At 69.0% G+C, this 16,062-nt stretch carries 12 protein-coding genes and 1 riboswitch; of the genes, 6 read left to right on the plus strand and 6 right to left on the minus strand.

Going from position 1 to position 16,062, the window contains the following annotated elements; all coding sequences use genetic code 11:
• Window positions 1–39 precede the first annotated feature (39 nt).
• Window positions 40–2,166, plus strand: a complete 2,127-nt coding sequence (locus tag CAP_RS36380; protein ID WP_052376614.1) for a type VI secretion system Vgr family protein — start codon at window positions 40–42, stop codon at window positions 2,164–2,166.
• A 303-nt stretch (window positions 2,167–2,469) separates the two neighbouring features.
• Here CAP_RS36380 and CAP_RS36385 read toward each other — a convergent pair whose 3' ends face one another.
• Complete coding sequence (locus CAP_RS36385) at window positions 2,470–3,225, minus strand: NlpC/P60 family protein (RefSeq protein WP_052376615.1); 756 nt, start codon at window positions 3,223–3,225, stop codon at window positions 2,470–2,472.
• Between the two features lie 302 nt (window positions 3,226–3,527).
• Here CAP_RS36385 and CAP_RS36390 point away from each other — a divergent pair, with 302 nt between their 5' ends.
• Complete coding sequence (locus tag CAP_RS36390; protein ID WP_156041468.1) at window positions 3,528–4,124, plus strand: hypothetical protein; 597 nt, start codon at window positions 3,528–3,530, stop codon at window positions 4,122–4,124.
• An 87-nt stretch (window positions 4,125–4,211) separates the two neighbouring features.
• Here CAP_RS36390 and CAP_RS36395 read toward each other — a convergent pair whose 3' ends face one another.
• A complete protein-coding gene (locus CAP_RS36395) occupies window positions 4,212–4,535 on the minus strand; it encodes a DMT family transporter (RefSeq protein WP_044249469.1) in 324 nt (107 codons plus the stop codon).
• A 10-nt stretch (window positions 4,536–4,545) separates the two neighbouring features.
• A riboswitch (guanidine-III (ykkC-III) riboswitch) is annotated at window positions 4,546–4,610 on the minus strand.
• 40 nt (window positions 4,611–4,650) lie between these two features.
• Window positions 4,651–5,493, minus strand: coding sequence for a hypothetical protein (locus CAP_RS36400; protein ID WP_231511909.1), 843 nt, complete (start codon window positions 5,491–5,493; stop codon window positions 4,651–4,653).
• Between the two features lie 389 nt (window positions 5,494–5,882).
• Here CAP_RS36400 and CAP_RS46330 point away from each other — a divergent pair, with 389 nt between their 5' ends.
• Together CAP_RS46330 and CAP_RS46335 are read left to right on the plus strand one after the other, a co-directional pair.
• Window positions 5,883–7,373: a PAS domain-containing protein gene (locus tag CAP_RS46330; RefSeq protein WP_052376617.1), complete on the plus strand. Its 1,491-nt coding sequence runs from the start codon at window positions 5,883–5,885 to the stop codon at window positions 7,371–7,373.
• 900 nt (window positions 7,374–8,273) lie between these two features.
• The gene (locus CAP_RS46335) at window positions 8,274–10,562 is read left to right on the plus strand and encodes an SdrD B-like domain-containing protein (RefSeq protein WP_081865631.1); all 2,289 of its coding nucleotides are present in this window, start codon (window positions 8,274–8,276) and stop codon (window positions 10,560–10,562) included.
• Between the two features lie 141 nt (window positions 10,563–10,703).
• Here the strand turns inward: CAP_RS46335 and CAP_RS36415 are convergent, their stop codons facing one another.
• Window positions 10,704–11,426 (minus strand): protein-tyrosine phosphatase family protein, encoded by a 723-nt coding sequence (locus CAP_RS36415; RefSeq protein ID WP_044249470.1) that lies wholly within the window; start codon window positions 11,424–11,426, stop codon window positions 10,704–10,706.
• A 163-nt stretch (window positions 11,427–11,589) separates the two neighbouring features.
• Here CAP_RS36415 and CAP_RS36420 point away from each other — a divergent pair, with 163 nt between their 5' ends.
• Together CAP_RS36420 and CAP_RS36425 are read left to right on the plus strand one after the other, a co-directional pair.
• Window positions 11,590–13,272: a hypothetical protein gene (locus CAP_RS36420; protein ID WP_156041469.1), complete on the plus strand. Its 1,683-nt coding sequence runs from the start codon at window positions 11,590–11,592 to the stop codon at window positions 13,270–13,272.
• Window positions 13,273–13,404: 132 nt separating this feature from the next.
• Window positions 13,405–13,845: a nuclear transport factor 2 family protein gene (locus CAP_RS36425; protein ID WP_044249474.1), complete on the plus strand. Its 441-nt coding sequence runs from the start codon at window positions 13,405–13,407 to the stop codon at window positions 13,843–13,845.
• 15 nt (window positions 13,846–13,860) lie between these two features.
• On the opposite strand, the gene CAP_RS36430 is transcribed toward CAP_RS36425, so the two are convergent.
• Window positions 13,861–14,538: a glutathione S-transferase family protein gene (locus CAP_RS36430; RefSeq protein WP_044249476.1), complete on the minus strand. Its 678-nt coding sequence runs from the start codon at window positions 14,536–14,538 to the stop codon at window positions 13,861–13,863.
• Window positions 14,539–14,574: 36 nt separating this feature from the next.
• Window positions 14,575–16,062: choice-of-anchor Q domain-containing protein (locus CAP_RS52910; RefSeq protein WP_052376619.1), on the minus strand; the 1,488-nt coding region annotated here is incomplete at its 5' end.

Raw genomic sequence — 16,062 nt, forward strand, 5'->3', positions numbered from 1 at the left:
GCAAGAACGATCCACTGCAGAAGGACGGAAGGATAAGCCGTGTCCACTCTCGAGCTCACCCTCGCCTCAGGGCCGCGCGACATCACGGTGCGCAACTTCGCCGTGCAGGAGACCGTCTCTGCGCCCTTCGAGGTGTCGCTGTGGATCCGCACCCGCGATCACAGCCTCGACCTCGCCGGGATCGTCGGTCAGCCGGCGACCTTCACGTTCGTGGCAGGCTACGCGAACGTGGCCGGCGGAGGCGCGCGGTCGTGGAGCGGGATCGTGTCGTTCATCGAGCAGTCCACGGCGCTGCAGGACGACGAGGACGAGTCGGGGCTGTCGATCTACTACCTGCGGATCGTGCCGCAGCTCTGGCTGCTGACGCAGCGGTCCGGGAACCGGATCTACCAGCACCTGTCCATCCCCGACATCGTGAGCAGCCTGCTCGGGGAGTGGGGCATCGGGCCGCAGTGGCGGGTCGATCGGGGGAAGTACCCGAAGCTGAACTACAAGGTGCAGTACCGGGAGACCGACTACGATTTCATGAGCCGGCTCCTGGAGGAGGCGGGGATCGCGTTCACGTTCGCAGAGGAGGGGTCGGCGCTGATCTTCGGCGACAGGCTGCAAGGGAACCAGCCGCGCGCAGGGAAGCCGATCCCGTTCGTGGACGATCCGAACGAGGCCGCCGAGCAGGAGTTCGTGTCGGAGATCCGGATGAGCCGCGAGGTGAAGCCAGGGGCGCACCAGGTGGTCGACTACGACATGCGGCACCCGGACTTCCAGCTCGCGAGCGATGTGCCCGCAGTGTCTGGGCCCGAGGGGCGCTACGAGCAGTACTACTACGATGCAGGGTCGTTCTTCGCGGAGACGGGGCGAGACGAGAAGACGCCCATCGCCGACGACAAGGGGATGGCGCGACACGATCCGAAGTACGGGACGGAGCTCGGGACGCGCGATCTGGAAGGCGAGCGGGTAGGAATCCGCGAGGTGGCGTTCCGGGGGAACACGTACGACGTGGCACCCGGGGCGGTGATCTCGATCGCGCAGCACCCGCACCCGGAGATCCCGGAGGGGCGAGGGCTGCTCGTGGTGGGGTGCACGATCGAGGGGACGGACACCGGGAAGTTCAGCATGAACTCGCGGGCGCTGTTCGCCGACGCGCCCTACCGGCCGCAGCGCCGGACGAGGAAGCCGATCATCCACGGTCTGCAGAGCGCGACGGTGGTAGGGCCCGGTGGAGAAGAGATCCACACCGACGAGTTCGGGCGGGTGCGGGTGCAGTTCCCCTGGGATCGCGAGGGGTCGCAGGACGACAACAGCTCGTGCTGGGTGCGGGTGAGCCAGTCCTGGGGCGGGATGGGGTTCGGGACGGTGACGCTGCCGCGCATCGGGCAAGAGGTGCTGGTGGCGTTCCTGCAGGGAGATCCGGACCAGCCGATGGTGGTGGGTCGGGTCTACAACGCGGCCCAGCAGGTGCCCTACAAGCTGCCGCAGCACAAGACGCGGAGCACGTGGAAGAGCGATTCGTCGCTGGGGTCGAACGGGTTCAACGAGATCATGTTCGAGGACCTGAAGGGTCAGGAGCTGGTCTGGCAGCAGGCGCAGAAGAACCGCGACCGGATCGTGAACAACGATGAGTTCTCGACGATCGTGCACGACCGGCAGAAGCTGGTGAAGAACGACGAGAAAGAGAACACGACGAACAATCGTCGGAGCCTTGTCGGGAAGGACAAGGACATCGTCACGAAGAAGGACAAGCACGAGCGGGTGCACCGGGATGTGCACCTGGTGGTGAAGGGGAACCGGAACGAGCGCATCGATGGGGTGCAGTCGTTCGTGGTGAAGAAGACGCGGCAGGAGAAGGTGGAGGGGCGCGACGCGCTGAGCGTGGGGAGCGACATTCACCACCTGACCGGGAAAGACTGGGTCGGGGAGGCGGCGGACGCGACGCTGCGAGGGCCCGGGGGGTTCATCCGGATCGATGGGGGCGGGGTGACCATCAGCGGGACGATGGTGTGGATCAACGAGCGCGGGGAGCCCGGGAAGGGGGCGGGGAGCAAGCCCGAGTTCCCGGAGCAGCAGAAGAAGAAGAAGCCCGAGGAGGAAGGCGGCGAGGGCGAGGGTGAGGGTGAGGGGGCGGCTGGGGGAGAGGGCGGTTCGGAGGGGGCAGGGGGCGACGCGTAGAGGGGCGGCGGCGGGCTGGTGGTGGGGTGACCGGCGCCTGCGTTGCTGACTGACCGGCGCCTGCGTGCGCGGTGCTCTCGGCCCCTGCGTTGCTGACTGACCGGCGCTGCGAGCGCGGTGCTCTCGGCCCCTGCGCTGCGCCACCACCGCCCTCCTTCGCTTCGGCGCCGAGAGCACCGCGCTCGCAGCGCCTGCGTTGGCGCAGGGGGCGGCGACGGTGGGGTGGGGAGAGGGGGGCGGCGACGGTGGGGTGGGGAGAGAGGGGCGGTAGCCGTGAGGGGGAGCGGCTTTGGAGTGAAGGGGTCAGTAACCCGTGGGCCAGCGACGGCCTTTCAGCTCCCAGCTCTCCTTGGAGTACTGCTTCACCTTCACGGACTTGCTCTGGTTGCCACCGAGCATGATGTAGTGGCTGGAGGTCTCCTCGATGAGGAACGAGCAGTGATTGCCGGAGGCGGTCTCGCTCGAGTTCTTCATCGCCTGGTTGAAGATGACGACGATGGCGCCGACGCGGGGCTGGGTCGCGGTGCCCCAGTTGACCCAGCTCGCGGCGCCGGCGTTGTTGGTGCCGGTGATGCCCACCTGTTTGAGGACCCAGTTGATGAAGGACGAGCACCAGGCGTATTCGTCGCCGGCTCGGCCGAGGGAGGTGGTGGCGTGGTACTCGACGATGCGGGGGTGCGAGCCGTCGCCCGCCACGGTCTTCACGTCGCGCTCGGCCTTGGCGACGCGGAGCCAGGGGGGGTTGTCGGGGACGTCGTCGATGAGAGGGGGCTCGTCGCGGGACGAGCCGGGGGGGACGAAGCTCGAGCCCACATTGGTCACGGGGCCGTCGAGGAGGGCTGCCCACTCGGTCGCGGTGACGACGCCGGTGTCGGAGACGCCGAGGTGACGCTGGAAGTGCTTCACGGCGGACTCGGTGACGTTGCCGAACTTGCCGTCGGCGCCACCGATCCGGTAGCCGCGGCGGGTGAGTTCGGTCTGCAGGACGCGAACGGCTCCGTTCAGGTGAGGCTCGCTGGTTGGGAAGCCATAGCCTACGCGCAGGGTGGGTCGCTCCATGGCGGGGATCTTACCCAGGATCCATTGCGCGACGAAAGGCTCTCGGCAGCGCCGTGGAGGTGCGGTGGTCCGGAGGGGAACATGGAATGTTCCGCTGTCGGGTGGGGCTCTGCGGTGGTGAGGCGCGGTGCTGGAGGCGGTGGAGTTCCTCGACGGCAAAAATCTCCGGTGGCTGGCGGTGGTTTCGGTCGGTGGGTGGGCTGCGTACGATCGGGAGATGCGCGCCACGTTCGTCGCTTCCACGCTGATTCTCGCGGTCTGTTCCATGTTCGCTGTCCACTGCGGGGGTGATGAGGGGGGCGATGCGGGTGGGGGCGCCGGGAGCAGCGAGGGCGCGGGTGGGTCGGGCGGGAGCGGGGGAAGCGGTGCGGGCGGGAGCGGGACGGGAGGGGGCGGGACAGGGGGGAGCGGCGGCGGGGAACGTCATCTACGGGCGGATGATGATCCACATGGAGCAGGCGGCGAACGACGGCGTTCACTGGACCATGATCCAGGGCTCGGGGCCGCTGGAAGGTCACGACGGGGTGACCGCGCATTACCGGTACGGGGGGATGCACCAGGGGAAGATGATGGCCAACTACGAGACCTCCGGCGCGGCCACGGATGGCTGGAACAACGCGCAAGATCTGATGCCGACGGGGCGGTGGGCGTGCATGGAATGGCGCTTCGATGGGCCCCAGAACGAGATGCGCTTCTGGCTGGATGGGGAGGAGCTGCCGGAGATGTACGTGAAGGACGAAGGGCAGGGCTGCGGCGGGCACGCGCTCGATGACCAGTGGCTCGCGCCGACGTTCGAGCAGATGTTCCTCGGCTGGGAGAGCTACCAGCAGGACGACGCGCGCGAGGCGTGGATCGATGATGTGGTGCTCGACGACGCGCCGATCGGCTGCCCGGAGTAGGGCCTGGCGCTCGGCGCTCGGCGCGCGGGGGCAGCAGGGCGCGAGGCCTGCGTCAGCCCCGGGCGCGCCGGTGATGGGCGGCGTGCGTCAGGGGGCCGGGGTGGTGAGCTTGAGGCCCACCACCGAGACGAGCAGGAGGGCGAGGAAGAGCATCCGCGCGAGGGAGAGGCTCTCGCCGAGGAGCAGGGCGCCCGCGAGGGTGGTGCCGACGATGCCGATGGCCACCCACACGGCATAGGCGGTGCCCATGGGCAGCTCGCGGACGGCGACGCCGAGGAGCGCCATGCTGACGATGATGGCGAGCACGGTGAGCACGGTCGGGAGGGGCTTGGTGAAGCCCTCCGTGTACTTCATGCCAACGGCCCAGCAGGTCTCCAGGAGACCGGCGATGACGAGCAAGAACCAGGACATGACGGCACCTCGTGCGTCGTCTTGTCCTGACCGGGTACGGCGCGTCTCGTCCGGGGCCCCTGGCAGGGCCACCTTGGTGTCCGAGGCCAGGATATGGCGCCAGCGGCGGGCACGGTCAAGGAGCGGCGGGAGATCCGGAGGCGCCGGGGGCGAGGGTGGCGGTCAGGTCGAGGGAGACGAGGGCCTCCTTGTTGACCTTGGGGGCGAGGACGTCGAGCGTCTTCTGGGCGAGCTTGCCGAAGGCTTCGCGGGGCTGGACGTCGTGCTCGGCGAGGCCGATGGCGAAGGGCTTCACCGTCTTGATGACGGCGCTGACAGGCCGGTCTCCGGAGCCGTCCGGGAAGCGGAAGGTCACCGAGAGCTCGGTGGTCTTCTCGGACTTGCGCTGGTGGAGGAGGAACTCGCCCGTGGCCTTGAGGGTCACGGTGCGCTCGGCGCCGCTGCGCGCGAGCAGGTTGGGGTCGCCCTCGACCTCGACCTTGCGGATGGCGAACTGCGCTTTCTCGTTCTTCGCGCGCGCCTCGGCAGGGGTGTCGGGGGAGATCTCCAGCCAGGTGCGGGCGTGCTCGTTCTGCTTGTCGCTCTTCGACTCCTCGCCGAAGGTGCCGTCGTCCTTGGCGACGGTCTGGAACAGCTCGATCTTGCCGATGTCCACGGTGATGAGGCCCGTGGTGCGGGTGAGGTCGGTGAGGTCCACCGAGATCTCGCCGGAGGTGGCGCCGGTGACGCGGCCGCGGATCTTTTCCTTGGGGGCGTCCATCAGGAAGTCGACCTTGCTCTGGGGGGTGTCCACGGTGAGCCGGGAGGCGCTCGGGGCGGCGGGCTTGGCAGTCTCCAGGCTGGTGGCCGCAGGCGCGAGCGGTTCCTTCTCTCCTTCACACCCCGCCATGCAGGGCAGCGCCAGGGCGACCACGCCCGTGGCCAGCACGGACCTCAACCGCGTCATCGTTCCGCTCATCGTCTCCTCCTGCGTCATCGTCGCCCGGGCTTCCGTGCGTCTCGTCTCCCCGTGGCCCGCCAGGGGGCAGGACAGCTCGGGGATGATCCGCGCAGCCAGGGCCGTGGGCCCGTCGGCTGCTCCCTGCGTACGGTCGAGGTGCGCTCGCGTTTCGCGCGACCTTCGCGTCACGTCGCGCTTCGCGTCGCGTCGCCCGGATCCTGACGTCACGTCGCGCGTCGTCAGGCGTCCCCCGAGGCTGCGTACGTGCCTTCTCACCCTGCTCTCCATGCGCGCTTCTGCGCCGCAGGACACACGTTTCGCGCGGTTCGCGAGCTTCTGACACCTGTTTGCCAACACAGAGCCGCCAGGTTCGCCGCCTCGCCCTATGCTGATGGCGAAGGTTCACCATGGATGCAGACGCACGCCGCGCCGCGCTGGCCGGCCGTTTCTTCGACGCTTCGTCCGAGATGCTCTGCATCCTCGATCGGGAGGGGCATGTCGTCCTCGGCAACCGCGCCTGGACGGAGAAGGTGGGGATCTCGCCAGGGGAGGGTCTCCTCGGGCGCGTCTCCACCGAGCTGCAGGCCGAGGTGCTGCGCGCCCACCTGCAGGACCCGAAGGGGCGCTCCTGGGTGGGGCATCTCCGCAGGCCAGGAGGAGGCAACCAGCGCTTCGAGCTCTCCTGGACGATCGATGACGAAGGGCTGCTCCACATGGTCGCCCGTCACCTCGACGCGGAGCAGCTCGAGCTGCGCGCCGTGGAGCGGCTCCGCGCCCTGGTGCGCCAGACGGATCTCGCCATCATGGAGCTGTCCGGGCCGTCCGGGGTGGTCTCGTGGAACCCCGCGGCGGAGGCGGTGTTCGGCTACACGGCGGAGGAGGCGCTGGGCCGCCACCTGCACGAACTCGTGGGGGTGGTGGGGGAGGCCGCGCTGAAGGCGGCGAACATCAGCGCGACGCTGCTCGCGGGGCAGGTCGCCCGGCTCGTCACCCCGAACCGGACCAAGGATGGGCGCGAGATCACCTGCGCGTGGCAGATCTTGCTCCTGCGCGATGAGCGGAACGATCCGATGACGGTCGCCTGCTTCGCGCAGGAGATCACGGAGGTCGAGGCGCAGCGAGGGACGCTCGAAGAGCAGAAGCGGCTGCTCCAGGCGTTGCTCACGGAGAGCCCGCTGGTCCTGTGGGAGCTCGATCGCGAGGGGACGTTCACGCTGTCCATGGGGAGCGCGCTCCGCCGGCTGAAGCTGCAGGAGGGCGAGATCGTCGGCGCCAACCTCTTCGAGTACTTCAGTGCGTACCCGGCGGTCTGCAAGGCGGTGCGCGAGACGCTCGACGGCGCCTCCCTGTCCTTCCGGGCCGACGTCGGCGAAGGGAGCTGGCAGAACCACCTGACGCCTCGGAAGGACGAGGCGGGCAACGTGATCGGGATGCTCGCCGTCTCGTTCGACGTCACCGAGCAGGCGCGCCTGGAGGTGGAGCTGCGCCAGCACATCGAGATGCTCACCCGGCACAAGGAGACCATCCGCGCGCTGTCGACGCCGATCTTGCAGGTGTGGGAGGGGGTGCTGGCGCTGCCGCTCGTGGGGTACATGGACGAGGGGCGCGCGGCGCGGCTCATGGACGCGCTCCTGGAGGAGGTGGCCCGCACCGGGGCGCGCCACGCGATCGTCGATGTCACCGGCGTGGAGGTGCTCGACACCACCACGGTGCACCACCTGCTGAAGCTGCTCCAGGCCATCCAGCTCCTCGGGGCGGAGGGCATCCTGACCGGCGTGCGCCCCGCGGTGGCGCAGAGCCTGGTGGCACTCGGGGATACGCTCCCCGACGTGCCGACGCTGCGCGATCTGCAGGCAGGGTTGAAGCGGTGCCTGAGGATGCGGCAGCAGGAGCGGTGAGAGGAGGGAGCGGGGGGCGTTCCCTGGAGGTCGGCCGGGGAGGTGGCCCCGCGGCGTCACCCTGAGCGGTGTCGCGGGCAGCTCATCGGGCGCGTCGGCGGGTGGCGTGGACGAAGCGAGGATCCTGCTCCCACCCACGCGTCCTGTCGCGTTTCTGGAGGCCGCAGGGTCAGGTGCGTCCAGGCTCGTGCTCACGAGAGGTGGCGAGCGGCATGTCCGCCAGGAAGGTGAGGGAGCGCTTCCGGTGCCCGTCACTGGAGTACTGGTGAGCCCTCTCGCCTCTTCCGCGTCATGATTTCAGATCCGGCGTTCATGGAGAGCCCATCGTGCTGTGCGTTGGCACCCCGGAAATGGTCGCCGCAGCGGGCGCGCGTTTTGGTGGAAGTCAGCTTTTATCGCCCGATGGGAGATCTCGCTGAAATTCACGATTGTCGCGATGACGCGGCGTGTCCTGTGGACGCCTGGTGCGTTGCCCATCCTGTCGCACCATCACGCCCTTACTTGCACGGGGGGCGCTCTCGGTCATGGACAGCGGGGGAGAGGTCGGGGCATCCTGAACGGTTTTGCTGAATTCGATTTTGCGCGCGCTCGGATCGCGAATTGCGCGCGCTGGACGCGCATCGCTGCGGCGGGTTATCCTGACCGATTTCATTGAAGTGCAAAATGAAAGAGTTTCACGCAGTGCTGGACGTGGCGCATTCGCGCGCTGTAGTTTCGGTAGCTGACAACGAGCTCTCCGCACCCGAATGCGATCTCGATGTCTCCGAAGGCGACCACCGGGAGGTGGCGCCGCAGAGGAGGCACGCCGAGACATCCTGCACCTGCACCCGCGCAGGCGGCGGCATTCCTCTGTTCCGGGTGACGGGCCAGTACGCATTTACCAACCGGAGCAGACCCGTCATGAGACACCATCACCGCATTGCGAAGAGCGCCACGATTGCCTCCTTGCTCGCCTCCAGCGTCGCCATGGCGACGGCGGCGCAGGCGTCCACGCCGAGTACGCCATCCACGCCGAGCAGCGGCTGCGTCACCATCAAGCGCGGCGTGCGCGGGAACGTGTACGATACCTTCATCTGGGACGTGTCTCCCGGCCATAACGAGGGCACCTACGTCGAGTCCTTCACGGGGACCGGCAGCGGTGGCGGCGAGAAGCGCGCCCTCTTTGGCTTCGACGTCAGCCCGATCCCTGCGCGCTCGGTGGTCTCCTCCGCGAAGTTCTACGCGATGATCTCCAGCAACTACGCGCAGCCGGTGCGGGCGCACCAGGTGCTCGCGCCCTGGCAGGAGCTGGAGGTCACCTGGGCAAACCTGGGCGCCATCGACCCCACGGTGGCAGGCTCGTTCATCTCCGGGGGGTGGAGCAAGTGGGTCAACATCGACCTGACCCCGGTGGTGCAGTCGTGGGTGAACGGGGACGCCGCGGCGAATGGCATCCTGCTGGAGGAAGGGACGAGCAGCTCGACGTCCTACAAGACCAGCGACCACACGAACCTCTCCTACAGGCCCTACCTGGAGGTCTGCTACAGCGAGCCGAAGGCCTCCATCGGGACCACGGTGTGGTTCGACGGGAACGCCGATGGCTTCCAGGATGAGGGGGAGCTCGGCATCTCGGGGGTGACGCTCGACCTGTTCAAGGACGCGAGCTGCGTGGGGCAGGCGGCAGGCTCCCCGGTGGCGACGACGATCACCGACGGGAGCGGGAACTACCGCTTCAATGGGCTCAACGCCGGGTGTTACGTGGTGAGCGTCGACGACAGCACGCTGCCTTCAGGGCACGTGCTGACGAGCATCGATCAGCCGCTCGCAGTGGAGGTGGCGGCCGGGGAGGAGCTGCTCGACGCAGACTTCGGGTACGTGACCATCTCGTCGATTGGCGACATGGTGTGGCGCGACAGCGACGGCGACGGGGCCTACGAGCCCGAGGCCGGGGAGCTGGGCCTGAACGGGGTGCTCGTGGAGCTGTACCGGAACGGGAACCTCGTCGACTTCACGGTGACGGGCAACAGCCCTTACACCGGCGATCCCGGGTTCTACCTGTTCGACAGCCTGATGCCGGCGACCTACACGGTGAAGGTCTCCCAGGCGAGCTTCGAGGAGGAAGGGCTGCTGGTCGGGATGGAACCGACCGCAGATCTCGATGGGGGCTTCGACAACGCAGCCACGGTGGTCCTGGGGACGGGGGTGGACTTCCTGGACGCGGACTTCGGCTACCAGACGTCCTGCGGCAACGGGGAGTGTCAGGCGGGCGAGGATCATCTGAGCTGCGCCATCGATTGCGGTCCTCCGCCAGCCGTGTGCGGCAACGAGAGCTGCGAGCTGGGTGAGGACTGTTCGAGCTGCAGCGCCGATTGCGGGAGCTGCCCGCCGGTGTGCGGGAACGGTTCGTGCGAGTCGGGAGAGAACTGCGCGACCTGCGCCGACGATTGCGGGAGCTGCCCGGTGGTCTGCGGGAACGGGTCGTGCGAGGCCGGCGAGAGCTGCTCGTCGTGCAGCGCCGATTGCGGGAGCTGCCCGCCGGTGTGCGGAAACGGGTCGTGCGAGGCCGGCGAGGACTGCAACGGGTGCGCCGCCGATTGCGGGGCCTGCCCTGCGGTGTGCGGGAACGATCAGTGCGAGGCGACGGAGAGCTGCTCGAACTGTCCGAGCGATTGCGGTCTGTGCCCGGCCGTGTGCGGGAACGGGGCCTGCGAGCTGGGAGAGAGCTGCTCGACGTGCAGCAAGGACTGCGGGACGTGCGCGCCGGTGTGCGGCAACGGGGTCTGCAACAGCGGTGAGGACTGCTCGAGCTGCAGCTCCGATTGCGGTGCCTGCCCCGCGGCTCCTCAGGGGACCTGCAACCACGATTACTGGAAGAACCACCCGTCGTCGTGGCCGGTCTGCCAGCGGGTGCTGGGGCAGGTGAGCTACACGATCCAGCAGCTCATCACGATGCTGAAGCACCCGACGACGAATGACATGACCTACGAGCTGGCCAAGGAGCTGCTCGCCGCGAAGCTGAACGTGGGCGCAGGCAACCCCTCGGGCTGCATCGAGGGGACGATCGTGGCCGCCGATGCCTGGCTGAAGCTGCACCCGGTGGGCAGCAACGTGAAGCGTCAGAGCCTGTCATGGCTGATCGGAGCCGTGCTCACGGCAAAGCTCGACCTGTACAACGACGGAAAGCTCTGCGCCCCCCGCCGCAAGAACTAGGTACTGCGTACGGCGCATCAGGGCCCTGCAGTCCCTACGCTCCCGATGGTCGCTACCCCCGCGGTCAGCGGGGGCGTGGCGCCAGGGAACCAGGGCGATGTGAGGGGTTCGTCCTGAACCCCGCAGGTCACTGTCCCACCTTCAGTCGCAATGCGCGTCGCTCCCGAGGGCGCGGCGCAGGGCAGTGCGCTGGGCGGCGTTGAGCCGGACGATGCGGCGGCGGGCACGGAGCTGCGCTTCCGCATCGTCGATGTCCGCGGCGCCGCCGCGCGAGAGCAGGAGGCCCGCGGCGACCATCGCGGAGCGGCCGCTGCCCGAGGCGCAGTGCAGGTAGATCCCCTCCTGATCATGTAGCCGCTGGAGCAAGGCGAGGAGCGCCTCGGGGGAGGGGGCGGCGCCGTCGAGGACCGGGACGCACTGGTAGGTCAGGCGAGGTGCGTCGAGGGGATGGAGCGCCGAGGTGGGGTGAGCCGCGGCGCGACGGATGGAAGCCGTGGCCGAGAACTCGGCGGTGAGATCGACGATGAGGCGCACTCCCGCGGGGATCTCGTGGAAGAAGGGGCGGCGGCCCACCCAGATGCCAGGGGCGACCTCGTGCGCGGGAGGGTTGCCGTCGCAGAGGCGGACCAGGTGCCAGAGGCCCCACGTGAGCAGGAGGTAAGGCGCGAGCGGGAGGAGAGTCGAGAGGGCGAGGGTGCCATCGGTGCGCTTGCCGAGCAGGGAAGGGCGGGCGGTGAGGTACGCGGTTCCGACGAGGAGGAAGCTCGCGGCAGGCCAGAGGAGCCAGAGGGCCGCGCCTCCAGCGACGATGGCGAGCACGATGAGCGTGGCGCTCAGGAGCAGGAACAGGAGGGCGTAGCGCATGGGAGCGTCGCGGTGAAATCGTACAACGGAGGGCTTTGTTCCCGCGGCTGAGGGCATGGTCCGATCACGGGGATGCCGGGGGGGAACGGGGTTGTCAGAGCTGTCGGAACAGGCATGATTCTGCGCGGGGTCCCGCGCGCTGGCGACCTCCAAGGAGCTTTGGATGCGCTCTTCGTTCACTTCACTGTGTGCACGGATTCTGGGGCTTGGCCTGGCCACGTCGCTCGGGGTTGCGGCCTGCTCGGAGGAGGGGTCCTCGGAGACCGAAGGGACCGGCGGGAATGGCGCCGGTAGCTCGGGTGAGGCGGGAGGCGGTGGGGCAGGGCAAGGGGGCGCGGGACAGGGGGGCGGCGGGCAAGGAGGTGGGACCTCGCTGGCGGGGTTCTCGCTCGCGCTGGTTCCGTCGAGCCGCGCGGTGCTCGAAGCGGACGACGGGGGAGCGCTCACGGTGTCGTGCCGCGTGCTGGAGGACGGGGAGAAGGTGCACGACGAGATCGGCACTGCGATCACGGTGTCGCCCGACGCAGGGGCGACGAACGATGGAGGCACGTACACGTTCGCGAACGCGGGGATCTGGACGGTCGGGTGCCAGGCGGAGGTGAACGGGGAGGTGCTCACGGCGTCGCAGGAGATCGCGGTGCTCAACGAGGCGATCGATCCGGCGGCGGCGAGGCTGGGGCAGGGGCTCTCCGGGGTGCAAGCGGGGCTGCTCGGGATCCTCGCGGCGAACGAGGGGGAGGATCAGGCGCTCGTCGATGCGGTGGCTGCGCTCGATGCGGCGCTGCCCACGCTGGCGGCATCGACCTACACGGGGCTCGACGACATGCTGCGGCGCATTCCGGGTGGCTATCCGGATGCGGGGACGCTGACGGCGAATGGCATCACGGCCACGCCGGGGGACGCCGAGCTGGCGTCGCGGCTCACGACGCTGTCGTCCGCGCTGGGGGCGCTGCGGGCGACGGTCGCCGGGTTCGATCCCGCGAACCTCTCCGATGCAGATCAGGCGGCGCTCGCGGCGCTCTCGGCCGAGGTGGGGGCGGCGACGGCCGACCTGCGGCAGAGCGCGCTGTCGGCGCACGGGACCATCACCACCAGCGTGCAGGTGGCCGTGCTCCTGCGCGACATGCTGGCTCCCGCGGCGTTCGAGCTGGGGACGTTCGCGAGCGCGCTGGTGAAGGCGGAGGCGCCGGAGCTGTTCGGCCAGAGCGCGTCGGCGCCAGGAACTGGGGAGGCCTTCCGCGTGCACCGGCCGAACTTCGGGTTCCTGAGCCTGGCGCTCGGGATGTTCGGGGACAGCTACCTCCAGATCCACCTCGTGAACGAGTGGTACGGCGACTACATCGCGGAGCTGGACATGAGCATCAACAACCTCATCGCCCTGGAGCTTCTCGATTATTTCTTCCCGCCGAACCCGGAAGGGCCGGAGATCGAGATCCTCCAGGCGAGCGCGAGCATCGGGTTCGCGCTGCCCGGATACGATTCGTACGCGTACGGGCACGGGTTCAACAGCGAGCCCGAGTTCAACCTGATCATCGTGGTCGGGGAGGGCTGGCAGACCGTGCTCGACAACATCTTCACGGCGTGCGGCATCGAGGATGCCGACACGGTGCCGGAGATGGTGGACACCATCGAGAGCTGCATTCAGGACGTGGTGGACGCGGTGGACAACAGCATGATCACGCCAATGGAGGTGATCGAGCCGGGGGATCTCGCCGAGCAGGAGCTCTACCTCGGTGAGTTCCCCGAGGCCTGCAGCGGCTCGCTGCCCCTCGCCATCGGGCTGGTGCCCATCAACCTGGCCGTGGGGCGAGGGCCGTACTTCACGACGAACTGCATCCCCAACTGACGCGGCGCCGCAGGCCGCAGGCGGTGAGCCGGCGAGGCTGCCGTCGCGGCCTGCGGTTGTGCTGTCACGGGGAAGATCCGCGGATCCAGCACGAGGACCGGCGGCACGTCCTGGCTGCTAGGATGTGCTGCCATGACCCTTTTCAATCGGCTGGATGATGCGGAGGAGATCCGTCAGCTCAAGGCGAAGTATGCGGTGCGCGCCGATGCGGTGTTCCGCACGCCCGGGAATGCGAGCGCCGTCGCTCTCGGCGAGCTGTTCACGGAGGACGGGATCCTGGATCTCGGTCCCTTCGGGCGTTACGAGGGGAAGCCGGCGCTGCTCAACGCGTTCGAGAACATCCTGCCCCTGGGGACGGCCTGGAGCATTCACCTCATCGTCAACGGGATCATCGACGTGAATGCGCTCACGGCGACAGGGAACTGGACGTTCCTGATCTTCGCGCAGGCGAACACCACACCGTACGGGCCCGAGGCGCCCATCTACGGGGGGTACAACGATCAGTACCGGAAGGTGGGGGGGCACTGGAAGATCGCCGAGTCGATCTCGTTCTTCACGCAGCCGAGGACCTGAGCGGGGGTGCCGCGGTCAGGGCCTGGCGTCGGTGATGGCGTCGTAGGTCTCGATCACGTGTGACTCGGCGCGCGCGGCCGCCGTCCAGGCCTGCATCGACGGGAGGGCCTGGACGGCATCCATGTAGGCGCGGACGACGCCGTCGACAGGGACCGTATAGGTTTCGAAGCGCGTCACCACGGGGGCGTACATCGCGTCGGCGATGCTGAACTGGCCGAAGAGGAAGGGGCCACCCTGGCCGAAGCGCGCGCGGCAGGTGGTCCAGATCTCCTGGACGCGGCGGACGTTGGGGAGCGCGGCGGGGGGGACCTGGTAGTCGGGGACGCGGCGGCGGATGTTCATGGTGAGGGCGTCGCGCATGGCCTGGAAGCTCGACGCCATCTCGGCGCTCACGGCGCGGGCGATGGCGCGGGCGGCGCGGTCCTCAGGCCAGAGGTGGGCGTCGGGGAAGAGCTCCGCGGCGTACTCGCAGATGGCGAGGGACTCCCACACCACGAGGTCGCCGTGCCGGAGCGCAGGGACCTTGCCGGAGGGGGAGTGGGGCTCGATGAGCTTCGCGCGGTGCTCGCCCGGGTTGCCCAGGGGGATGAGCACTTCGTCGAAGACGATGCCGGCCTGGGTCAGGGCGATCCAGGGGCGCATGGACCAGGAGGAGTAGTTCTTGTTGCCGATGTACAGGGTGAGGTCAGCCATCGCGGCTGGACGCTAGCCGAAGTCGGTGTGGGCGCGTCAGGGGGTGTATTCGTGCGCGCCGACGTCGGGGAGGCTGGTGCCGTTCTGGTCGCCGTCCACGGGGCGGGGGAGGCCGGCCTTGTCGACGGGCGGGGCGTGGGTGGGGTCGGCAGTGTCGATGGCGGCGCTGCCAGGGGCGAGGTGGAGGTCGCCCGCGGCGAGGTCGAGGAAGGGGTTCGCGGCGGGGAGGAGGTTGCCGGCGGAGACGTTGGGGGTGAGGCCGCGGACCGGGTTGGCGTTGGTGCGCCAGTAGAGGTTGTTGGCGACGGTGACGGGGGGGTCGTAGTTGCCGACGCCGTTGATCCAGATGGAGTACGCCATGTCCCCGGTGGCGCCCTCGCGGGTGACGAAGGTGTTGTTGCGGATGTCGATGCCCGACTGCGCGCGGTCGGCGGCGGTGAGGCTGACACACCTCGTGGCGTAGATGGCGTCGTAGTAGGTCTGGTGGAACTCGTTGTTGATGATGGTCGCCTTGAACCGGGTGCCCGCAGGGGAGGTCGTGGCTCCGCAGGTGCCGGAGCCGCTCTGGCCCGGGAGGAACTCGACCGCGTCGTAGACCCAGCCGCCGTTGCTCGCAGCGGGCATGAACGTGCTCCGCTCCACGATCAGCTCGTGGGTGACGGGCGCGCTGGCCACGCTGCTCTGCACCCGGAAGCCGCGGTCGGCGGTGATGCAGGACGAGTCACGGAAGGTGATGGTGTAGGAGCCCTGGTAGAGCGCGAAGCGGCCGCAGTAGATGGTGCTGGTGGCCACGTCGGAGGCGACGAGGCTCACCCGCTCCATGGTCAGCGAGAGCGTCTCGCCGGGGAAGCTCAGCGTCGACGAGCAGAGGGTGTCGTTGAGGGGGCAGGAGGAGACGATGCCGCCGTGGTCGCCCACGACGCGGAGGTCGCGCAGGGTGGTGGGGGTGGGGTCGGGGTCGGGGAGGTCGATCGCCGAGATCTCGCCGACGATCTCCGTGGTCGGTCCGTATCCTTGCAGGGAGACGTGCGGGCGGAGGGTGAGGCTCTCCACGTACTGGCCTGGGCGCACGCAGACCACGGCGGGCGCGGTGGCGGCCAGGATGGCGGCGCCGATGGTGGGGTGGTCGTCGGGTACGGTGAGGTCGCAGGCGACGCAGTCGAGGTCTCCGGGAGCGGTGCAGCCGGTGGGGCAGCAGCCGTCGCCAGTCACGCAGGCGGTGATGGGGGTGTCCACGCAGGTGACGTCGCAGGTCTCGGGGGTGCCGGAGAGGACGGATGCCGTGCAGGCGTCGCCGTCGTCCGCGCAGGTCGCCGGACAGTCGCCATCGCAGGCCTCCCCGGCCTCGACGATGCCGTTGCCGCACACGGCGTCGGCGCCGCCCGCGCCACCCGCGCCACCCGCGTTGCCGCTGCCGCCGGCACCACCCTGCGCACCAGCGCCACCCGAGCCGCCTTCGGCGCCGCTGCCGCCCGCGCCACCCGCGCCGCCTCGCGCCCCCCGCGCCGTCGAGGAGCCCGACAT

The sequence above is a fragment of the Chondromyces apiculatus DSM 436 genome, assembly GCF_000601485.1.
GTDB lineage: Bacteria > Myxococcota_A > Polyangia > Polyangiales > Polyangiaceae > Chondromyces > Chondromyces apiculatus.

Bases quoted from the DNA above. Each gene is read 5' to 3' on its own strand.
- CAP_RS36400 (WP_231511909.1), bottom strand. From the start codon at position 5,493: ATGAGCGGAACGATGACGCGGTTGAGGTCCGTGCTGGCCACGGGCGTG.
- CAP_RS36430 (WP_044249476.1), bottom strand. From the start codon at position 14,538: ATGGCTGACCTCACCCTGTACATCGGCAACAAGAACTACTCCTCCTGG.
- CAP_RS36385 (WP_052376615.1), bottom strand. From the start codon at position 3,225: ATGGAGCGACCCACCCTGCGCGTAGGCTATGGCTTCCCAACCAGCGAG.
- CAP_RS36395 (WP_044249469.1), bottom strand. From the start codon at position 4,535: ATGTCCTGGTTCTTGCTCGTCATCGCCGGTCTCCTGGAGACCTGCTGG.
- CAP_RS36415 (WP_044249470.1), bottom strand. From the start codon at position 11,426: ATGCGCTACGCCCTCCTGTTCCTGCTCCTGAGCGCCACGCTCATCGTG.
- CAP_RS46330 (WP_052376617.1), top strand. From the start codon at position 5,883: ATGGATGCAGACGCACGCCGCGCCGCGCTGGCCGGCCGTTTCTTCGAC.
- CAP_RS46335 (WP_081865631.1), top strand. From the start codon at position 8,274: ATGAGACACCATCACCGCATTGCGAAGAGCGCCACGATTGCCTCCTTG.
- CAP_RS36420 (WP_156041469.1), top strand. From the start codon at position 11,590: ATGCGCTCTTCGTTCACTTCACTGTGTGCACGGATTCTGGGGCTTGGC.
- CAP_RS36390 (WP_156041468.1), top strand. From the start codon at position 3,528: ATGCGGGTGGGGGCGCCGGGAGCAGCGAGGGCGCGGGTGGGTCGGGCG.
- CAP_RS36425 (WP_044249474.1), top strand. From the start codon at position 13,405: ATGACCCTTTTCAATCGGCTGGATGATGCGGAGGAGATCCGTCAGCTC.